The organism is Methylomonas rosea (assembly GCF_024505055.1).
Taxonomy (GTDB): Bacteria; Pseudomonadota; Gammaproteobacteria; order Methylococcales; family Methylomonadaceae; genus Methylomonas; species Methylomonas rosea.
This window is the reverse complement of the sequence record NZ_JANIBL010000099.1, coordinates 1-9,174: the sequence shown is the minus strand read 5'-3', so window position 1 is coordinate 9,174 and position 9,174 is coordinate 1. Positions and strand designations below refer to the sequence as shown.

Sequence of the window (9,174 nt, the reverse complement as noted above, 5' to 3'; positions counted from 1 at the left end):
CCGGGCATATTTCTTTCAGGCCTTCCACGAGCGTGGATGCGAGCCCGGTAAAACTAATGTGCTTTAAACTCGCCTTGATGCTCGACAAACCATTGATAAGTGCGGTCGAGCCCCTCTTTCAACGCAATTTTCGGTTGCCAACCCAGAGACTTGAGCTTTGAGATATCCATCAATTTTCGTGGAGTACCATCCGGCTTGGTACTATCCCAACTAATTCGCCCCTGATAACCAACGACATCTTGAATAGTTTCAGCTAATTCGCGAACCGTTACGTCTTCGCCCGTCCCGACATTTAAATGCGACAACATGGGTTCAGTGCAAGATTGATATTGCTCTTTGTCCAAGGCCATCACATGCAGGCAAGCTGCCGCCATGTCCTCGACGTGCAAGAACTCGCGCATAGCCTTCCCGGTTCCCCAAACGCTGACAGCTGGGGAGTTACTAACCTTGGCGTCATGAAACTTCCTGATCAACGCTGGAATTACGTGACTATTTTCTAAATGAAAGTTATCGTTCTCACCATACAAATTAGTCGGCATAACCGAACGATAATCGACGCCGTATTGCCGATTGTAAGACTCGCATAACTTGATTCCGGCAATTTTGGCAATTGCATAGGGCTCGTTCGTCGACTCCAATACCCCAGTCAACAGCGCATTTTCTTGCATAGGCTGCTCGGCGAATTTTGGATAAATACAAGAACTACCCAAAAACAAAAGATTTTTACAGCCTACCTGCCAAGCTTGATGAACCACATTGGCTTCCATCATTAAATTTTGATAGATAAACTCAGCAGGATACTCATTGTTGGCATAGATGCCGCCGACTTTGGCGGCGGCAAGAATCACCTGATCCGGGCGCTCTTGCTCCATGAAATCCCTCACAGCTGCTTGATCGGTCAAATCCAATTCAGCATGAGTGCGCACAACGATGTTTTGATAACCCGCCTCCGTCAATTGCCGAAAAATTGCCGAGCCGACCATGCCACGGTGGCCAGCTAGATAAATTTTATCTTGCTTTTCAACCATGTTATTACTCCCTACTAACCGCCACGTTATAACCCTGCTTTTTCAGCAAGGCATGCTTTTGCGCTTGCTCAAGATCGTAAGCAACCATTTCAGCCACCATTTCCTGCAAGGTAATCTGCGGTACCCAGCCTAATTTATTTTTGGCATTACTAGGATCACCCAACAGCGTTTCTACTTCCGCAGGTCTAAAGTAACGCGGATCGATAGCGACGATGTTTTGACCGACAGCCATACCAGGCGCTTTGTCACCGACAATAGCATCGATATACCCTTTTTCGTCAACGCCGGTACCTTCCCAGCGAATACTCACACCCAATTCGCTGGCGGACATTTCGATAAATTGTCTTACCGAATACTGTACGCCGGTCGCAATCACGAAATCCTCGGGCTGGTCTTGCTGCAACATCATCCATTGCATCCGCACATAGTCCTTGGCATGCCCCCAATCCCTAAGGGAATCCATATTGCCCATGTACAGGCATTTATCCAGACCGATAGCGATATTGCTGAGGCCGCGAGTGATTTTACGCGTCACGAAAGTTTCGCCTCGACGCGGTGATTCGTGATTGAACAAAATACCGTTGCACGCATACATACCATACGCTTCACGATAATTTACGGTGATCCAATAGGCGTAAAGTTTGGCTACCGCATAGGGCGAGCGGGGATAAAACGGCGTAGTCTCTTTTTGCGGAATTTCCTGGACCAAGCCATACAGCTCGGAAGTTGATGCCTGGTAAAAACGCGTGGTTTTCTCCATACCAAGAAAACGAATGGCCTCCAAAAGCCGCAACGTACCCATGCCATCAACGTCAGCTGTATATTCCGGAGATTCGAACGATACAGCCACATGACTCATCGCACCCAAGTTGTAGACTTCATCCGGGCGAATTTCACTTAGAATACGGGTGAGATTAGAACTATCGGTCAAATCGCCATAATGCAGAAAAAACTGCGGGTCCTTGATATGCGGGTCTTGATAGATATGATCGACACGCTCGGTATTAAATAAAGACGAACGCCGTTTGATTCCATGCACTTCATAGCCCTTTTCCAATAAAAACTCGGCAAGATAGGATCCATCTTGACCGGTTATGCCAGTGATCAATGCTTTTTTTCTACTCATTTATAGCTCCTTTTCTTTTGAGTCAAATCGACGTAAAACCATTTCCAAGTCGTCAAGCACCTAAGCCGACGCAAATCTTGTTAGCCCGGCAAATAAGCCGGTAACTCCGGTAACAAATTTTTTAAAAACAGCTGCAATCGTTGATCGGCGACAGATATATCTTCAACTTTGTCTACGGGCGTTACTAAGCGAATCAAAGCACCATCGGTACGATTCATCGTGATGGCATCATAAAATAAAAACCATTTCACCATATATTCGCTGGTTATCATCCGGCCACGTTGCTGAAACCAAAAATACACTAATTGCCTGCTTTCACCTTTTTGGATAATGGCCCGGTTTACTTGCAATGCCTGCCCATCCAATTGCAAATCAGCGAACTCGCGCTGCTCGAAACTACTGATTTGCCATCCGTCTCCGGGAATACAACTGCGTGGCGAATGCACCGCGGCGCCCTTGCGTTGCGACTGGTAGTAGGCGCTATAAAAATTAACGCTATTCCTGGATTCTGGTTGCGTGAAGTTGACAATAACATAATCGGTCAATTTCAATTCATTTAGATAGTGCTGGGCCAGATAGTCGTTTCGTCCCTGCCAATTTCCCAACGTCGTTGGAAAAGTTAAAAACGCTTTACGCTCCGGAATGATGTCTTCCCGCCCTTTAAATATCTCTGAAGCGCCTGCGCCCACGCATAGCAATATCAAGACAGCAAACACCGATTTGTTCAGAATCGCAACCAGGTTCCGACGCGCCGTATGACTCCATTCTTCCGGAATCTGCACCAATTCGCCCATCGCCAGTTTTCTACCGCTAATTCGGCTAAAAACCCACATCTCGATAAATAGCAGTAACATACACAGTAAAAACACTGCCCAGCCTTCGAAATCATGCAGGAAGCCTTCGGCCATCTCCGTACCCCAGTTATCGACCAGGACACCGATTACACCTATCCGAAAACTGTTCATAAAAATAGTCAACGGCATTGAAGACAGAAAAATCAGCAATTTCTGCCAGAACGGGCCCTTAAACAAATACGCGCACAGAAACGCCAGACTGGCCAATGGAAACAAGTAGCGCAAGCCACTACAGGCATCGACCACTTGTAACTTATAACTGCCTAAATCGATAACATTCCCTTCCAGGTAAACCATGATATCGCAAGCACGAATGAATTCCACGCCCAACCAGGATGAAATCAATTGCAATTTTGACGAAAGATTATTCAGAATGAAGGAAGGAAACGGCACCATGAAGATTAAAAACAACAAGGGTATGGCACCTACACGCAGCCCGCGTAACCCGAAAGCACTGCCAAACATCCCCGTCAAAACCACCAGAAACGCATATTGCTCCATGGTTTTTATGGTTGCCAATCCGCCCAGAATAAACAGAATCAATCCTAACGCGATAATAATGAGTCCGGGCAGCGACGCTTTAAATCCTTGAACCAGAACCAGCTCGCCGCGCCGCGCCCACAGCAGGTAAATGGTGATGATAGGGATAAAAAAGCCGTGACTGTATTCCTCGACGTTAGTCCATGTCGTCGCCATTTCGATAAGGCTATCTCTGAACACCACGCATAGCAGCAATAGAGCCGCAGCCCATAATGACCAGACAATGGCCGATTTCGTATTCTCTGTATTCATTCCGTGTCGAAAATAAGAATTGATGTTTAAATTTGCCCCATACCGGCACTATTTGTTAGGCGGTAGGAAATTTTGCCCAACTTACTAAACCGGCCAATCGCAATAGCACTGACCGGTAAATCCAACTATTATCCCCCGGCTTTATTAAAGCCAAGTGACACATCATCAAAGACCAATAACACTGTTAGGCTTCGGGGTCGACTGTGAAAATCGGGTTTCTTTTATCTTCTTCATTCAATTTAGCTTTTTCTTCCGGATAAATATGCCAAAAAGATTGATCGATAGCACCGTCGGAGTAGCTGTTTTTACGGTCATGGGTAAATGGACACCACCAGTTCTCAACCACTTTCACCAAGTAAGCATGCCATTCGAATAAGCCCACGCTCACCGGACAATACCAAGTGCAATTCAAAATCCAGAATAATTTCGATTGCGCCATGCTGAATTTGAATGAACCGTCCATCGTAATCTGGTTTTTTAGATCATAACGGTGACTCGCCCTGGCCGGTAAAAAATCGCCCCATTTTTTAACATTTTCCGCACCGACCAATTTCAGACTGAAATAAGTCAAATAAGCGCTGGTAATCACAAACGGCAAGGTCAAAATCGGCAAATAGATAAACAGTAAACCGATTGCTCTGGATATAACCGGCATCTGTTTATGATGGCAACCGATATTGACGCGGTCTGCACAAGATTCGCAGGCTTTCATGTTTATTTCTCCTCTGGAGTCGTTATTATTATTTGCTCGCTATTGAGCAGTTGAAAAATGCTGCGACAACCTTCGCAACAAAATTTTTTTTGGCCCAGCAATGTATTGAGCTCGAATCCGGGAATCAACACCCGCTGACCGCACAAACCGCATTTGGGCTTGGAATCCGCCATGATTCACTATAGCCGACTGGATACTGCACAAAAAAAGGTTTTCAAATAATCGGTCTCCGGTAAGGCGGGATGAATCGGATGATCCGGACCTTGACTACCGTTACCGAAAAACACGAGATGTCGATCAATGTGCCGCGCCGAAGAACGTAGAATTTCATGCAGATTATCTCTACTCAAATGATGCGAGCATGATGCCGAGACCAAAATACCATTATTCGACAAAACTTGTAACGCCAAATGATTCAAGCGGCGATAGGCTTCATACCCAGCCTTGAAATCTTTTTTGCGTTTAATCAGCGCAGGCGGATCCAATATGATCGCGTCGTAATGCTGTTGCTGCTCGCGTGCTTGCTTCAAAAACTCAAACACATCACTGCGCACGAATTGCATTTTATCCCGTACCTGATTCAAATCGGCACTGGCCGAGGCTAATGCCAACGCGCTCTCGGAACTATCCACACAGCACACCTCCGCAGCGCCAGCCACTGCGGCTGGAATGCCCCAGGCACCAGCATAACTGAATAAATCCAACACCTTTAAACCATGACAAGCCCGCGCAAACTGCGCCCTGCTGTTGCGATGATCGTAAAACCAACCGGTTTTCTGGCCCTCGGCCACATTAACGATAAAACGAACATCGTTTTCTTCAATCAGCAATTGCTCAGGCAACTCGCCGTAAACCAGCTCAGGTTCCAAGGACAGATTTTCCAGCTGACGCTGACTATTATCGTTTTTCAGCAATATCGCCGTTGGTGTCAGCAACTCAAGTAAGACCTTGACCAGCACCTCCTTATACCGCTCCATTCCCGCAGTGGTGATTTGCACGGAAAGCACAGCACCGAAGCGATCAATCACCAAACCCGGCAGACCATCACTCTCTCCGAACACCAAGCGATAATAAGGTTTATCGAACAAACGTTCACGCAAACCCAAAGCTTGGGTCAAGCGCGCTTTAAAAAAACTTTCACTAATTTTGATATTGGTTTTACGCGTCAACAAGCGCGCGCAAATCAGTGCATGAGGATTCAGATAGGCTATGCCCAAAGCCTTACCGCCGGAATCGTGGACAAGGACTAGGTCGCCGGCCGTAAACTGCTCCAACGGGCTGCGCTGACTATCGACCTCGTTACTGAACACCCACAAATGCCCTTGCCGCAGGCGTTTGTCTTCGTTTTTTTTCAGAAACAGTTCCGGATAGCTCATATAGCCCTAAAGTAAGGTAAAGGTATAACCGCCAATTGGCGCAGCAGGCGCCACAATAGCCAAACGGATTTCTACCGTTTGCTCTGGGGCTAGACTTGTTGGTCTTAACAGATACTCAGCAGAACTAAACACCCGTTCCGCAATTACCTGTCCATTGAAATTCAACACGCTAAGCTTTAAATCCGGCGCCGGTTGCGCAAATATCGCTTGATTGCTAAGCACACCGCTAAACAAATAACTGCTATCGCTCCGAACCCGCAAATCGCTATGCGAAACGCTCAATTCCTCAAGATTTTTATACGTCGGTAACCGGCAAGCTAAAGTCGCACAGACTTTATCCAAACGCGCCCTGAGCTGCGGATGCATAGTTAAACGATAGCCCTCGAAATACAGGATTTGCGCCAGTAATAACAGTAACACCAAGCTGGTTGCGACGAACCAAACCGCCGGAGTCTGCGGCCGCTTGTTAACAGTTTGCTGGTCCGAATACGGCAACTCATCCGCCAGTACCGTATCTTCACCTTCACTAAGGAATCGCAACGCATCGAAAGATTTACCGCATGCGGAACAATCCAAAAATCCACGCGATTGCCGCAAACACTCGACGGTAACTTCGTGTTGCTTAGCGCAATGCGGACATCGGCTATACATCTATTCAGTCAGGTTTATAGGCGTCCAATCGACACCAGTCTTCCTGACTGACCGGAGGCGCAACAACGAAACCCTGCTCTTGATATGCTAACGCTACAGATTCGGCTTGTTCGTTCAAAATTCCCGACAAAACCAATTGCCCGCCCGGCCTCACCAATGCGCCGATAGTTGAGGCCAGCTCAATCAACGGTTTAGCGAGAATATTGGCAAGTACCAGATCAGCTGCAAACGCGGAAAACTGTTCGGGCAGATAATAATCGATTCGCTGTTGAACCTGGTTTTTTTCGGCGTTGTATTGAGTGGCGGTCAACGCTTGCGGATCGATATCCACCGCATGCGCCTGCTTAGCGCCCAATAACAGCGCGGCCACGGCAAGAATCCCCGAGCCGCAACCGTAGTCGACTAATACTTTGTCTTTAATATCGTTACCGGCCAACCACTCCAAACATAATGCAGTAGTCGGATGAGTTCCTGTGCCGAACGCCAAGCCCGGATCCAAAGTCATGCAAACCGTGCCCGGCTCGTGCTGTTCCTGACCACTGGGACAAATCCACAAACTATTGGCAAACTTCATTGCCTGGAAATGCTCCATCCACGCCCGTTCCCAAGCCTGATCCTGCAAAACCTCGGCTACCCATTCCTGCAAGGGTTGACCGATAAATTGATTGAACAGCAAGTTGCGTACAATATCCGGATCGGTATCGAGTTCAAACAAGGCAGTGACCCGGGTACGGGTCCAGATTTTGGTTTGATCGATGGCCGGCTCGTACACCGGCTCATCATCGGCATCGCTGTAAGTCACCGAAACCGCGCCCAATTCGCTGAAAAACTCCGATAAGGCAGGAGCGGTGGTTTCGTCGGTAATAACGGAAAGCTGGTGCCAGGCCATAGTCATATAAAGCTTTTAGCTGGAAAAGGAGACGCCATTTTCGTAATCTCCTCGCCCAAACCGTATTAATGGATACCCAATTTCTTTTCCAGATAATGGATATTTTGCCCACCCTGGGCGAACGCTGCGTCGGCCATAATGCTTTGTTGCAAAGGGATATTGGTTTTGATGCCGTCTATCACCATTTCGCTCAGCGCGGTCTTCATCCGGGCAATCGCACTCGCCCTATCGTCGCCATGCGCAATCAGTTTACCAATCATAGAATCGTAATACGGCGGCACTTTATATCCATTATAAATGTGCGTTTCGCAACGGATACCAGGCCCGCCCGGCATATGGAATTGATCGATCACCCCGGGGCTGGGCATAAAGGTTTTCGGGTCTTCCGCATTCAAACGGCATTCGATCGCATGACCGGTAAACTTCACCTGCTCTTGCGTGATCGACAAAGGCTCGCCGGCGGCGATGCGCAGCTGTTCCTTCACAATATCGAAACCGGTAATCATCTCGGTGACCGGATGCTCGACCTGCACCCGTGTATTCATTTCAATGAAATAAAATTGACCTTTTTCATAGAGAAACTCGAAAGTTCCCGCACCTAAATAACCGATTTCCTGACAAGCCAGCGCACAACGCTCACCCATCTGCTTACGTTGCTCTTCGGTAATCCCTGGAGCTGGTGCTTCTTCGACGACTTTTTGATGACGGCGCTGCATTGAGCAATCGCGTTCACCCAAATGTATCGCATTACCGTGCGAGTCGGCCAACACCTGAAACTCGATATGGCGCGGATCTTCCAGAAACTTTTCCATGTAGACGGTGCTATTGCCGAACGCGGTACCGGCTTCGGCCTTCGTCATCGCTATGGCATTCAGCAGCGCGCTTTCGGTATGCACCGTACGCATGCCGCGGCCGCCGCCGCCGCCGGCCGCTTTGATAATGACCGGGTAACCAATTTCCCGCGCCATTTTCAGATTGGTTTCCTCATCTTCGCCCAAAGGATCGCCGTTACCCGGCACGCAAGGGATACCCGCCGCCTGCATGGCTTTTTTTGCGGCGATCTTGTCGCCCATCATGCGAATGGTTTCAGGTCTAGGACCAATAAATACAAAGCCGCTTTGACTGACTTTCTCGGAAAAATCGGCGTTTTCGGATAAAAACCCATAGCCTGGATGAATGGCTTCAGCATCCGTCACTTCGGCGGCACTGATAATCGCCGGGATATTCAAATAGCTGCCGGCAGACGCAGCCGGACCGATACATACCGCTTCATCGGCCAGTCTCACGTGTTTTAAATCGCGGTCAGCTTCGGAATACACAGCCACGGTTTTAATGCCCAATTCGCGACAGGCCCGCAAAATGCGCAAAGCGATCTCGCCGCGATTGGCGATAACAATTTTCTCAAACATAGTCCAGCCCCTTTGTCGGTTATTCGATGATGAACAAAGGTTGGCCGTATTCGACCGGATGGCCGTTTTCAACCAGAATTTGTTTGATTTTGCCGCTTTTATCCGCTTCGATCTGATTCAAAATTTTCATGGCTTCGATAATGCACAAGGTTTGACCATTGCTAACCGACTGACCAATCTCGACAAACGATGCAGAACCTGGCGACGCCGAACGGTAAAAGGTACCGACCATGGGCGACTTAACCACATGACCGCTGACTTTTTCTTCAACAGGAGCCGCCGCCGCAACAGGCGCAGCCGCCACGGGCGCTGCAACAGGCGCTGCGTACTGCACGGG

9 protein-coding genes are annotated in these 9,174 nt (G+C 48.3%); all 9 read right to left on the bottom strand.

The window, feature by feature from the left end; all coding sequences use genetic code 11:
* Positions 1-53: 53 nt before the first annotated feature.
* Positions 54-1,028 carry a GDP-L-fucose synthase gene (gene fcl / locus NP589_RS20715; RefSeq protein WP_256608672.1) on the bottom strand — a complete coding sequence of 325 codons (975 nt, stop codon included), beginning with the start codon at positions 1,026-1,028 and terminating at the stop codon, positions 54-56.
* A gap of 4 nt (positions 1,029-1,032) precedes the next feature.
* Entirely contained in the window at positions 1,033-2,154 is a 1,122-nt protein-coding gene (gene gmd, locus NP589_RS20710; protein ID WP_256608671.1) for a GDP-mannose 4,6-dehydratase, read from the bottom strand.
* A gap of 80 nt (positions 2,155-2,234) precedes the next feature.
* Positions 2,235-3,800, bottom strand: coding sequence for a VPLPA-CTERM-specific exosortase XrtD (gene xrtD / locus NP589_RS20705; RefSeq protein ID WP_256608670.1), 1,566 nt, complete (start codon positions 3,798-3,800; stop codon positions 2,235-2,237).
* 184 nt (positions 3,801-3,984) lie between these two features.
* Positions 3,985-4,512 carry a hypothetical protein gene (locus tag NP589_RS20700; protein WP_256608669.1) on the bottom strand — a complete coding sequence of 176 codons (528 nt, stop codon included), beginning with the start codon at positions 4,510-4,512 and terminating at the stop codon, positions 3,985-3,987.
* A gap of 179 nt (positions 4,513-4,691) precedes the next feature.
* The gene (locus NP589_RS20695; protein WP_256608668.1) at positions 4,692-5,888 is read right to left on the bottom strand and encodes a class I SAM-dependent rRNA methyltransferase; all 1,197 of its coding nucleotides are present in this window, start codon (positions 5,886-5,888) and stop codon (positions 4,692-4,694) included.
* A gap of 6 nt (positions 5,889-5,894) precedes the next feature.
* Positions 5,895-6,539 carry a zinc-ribbon and DUF3426 domain-containing protein gene (locus NP589_RS20690; RefSeq protein WP_256608667.1) on the bottom strand — a complete coding sequence of 215 codons (645 nt, stop codon included), beginning with the start codon at positions 6,537-6,539 and terminating at the stop codon, positions 5,895-5,897.
* Between the two features lie 4 nt (positions 6,540-6,543).
* On the bottom strand, positions 6,544-7,428 hold the full coding sequence (gene prmA, locus NP589_RS20685) for a 50S ribosomal protein L11 methyltransferase (protein WP_256608673.1): 885 nt from the start codon (positions 7,426-7,428) through the stop codon (positions 6,544-6,546).
* Positions 7,429-7,493: 65 nt separating this feature from the next.
* The gene (gene accC / locus NP589_RS20680; RefSeq protein WP_020482567.1) at positions 7,494-8,837 is read right to left on the bottom strand and encodes an acetyl-CoA carboxylase biotin carboxylase subunit; all 1,344 of its coding nucleotides are present in this window, start codon (positions 8,835-8,837) and stop codon (positions 7,494-7,496) included.
* Between the two features lie 19 nt (positions 8,838-8,856).
* A partial coding sequence (gene accB, locus NP589_RS20675) for an acetyl-CoA carboxylase biotin carboxyl carrier protein (protein ID WP_256608666.1) occupies positions 8,857-9,174 on the bottom strand: 318 nt, incomplete at its 5' end.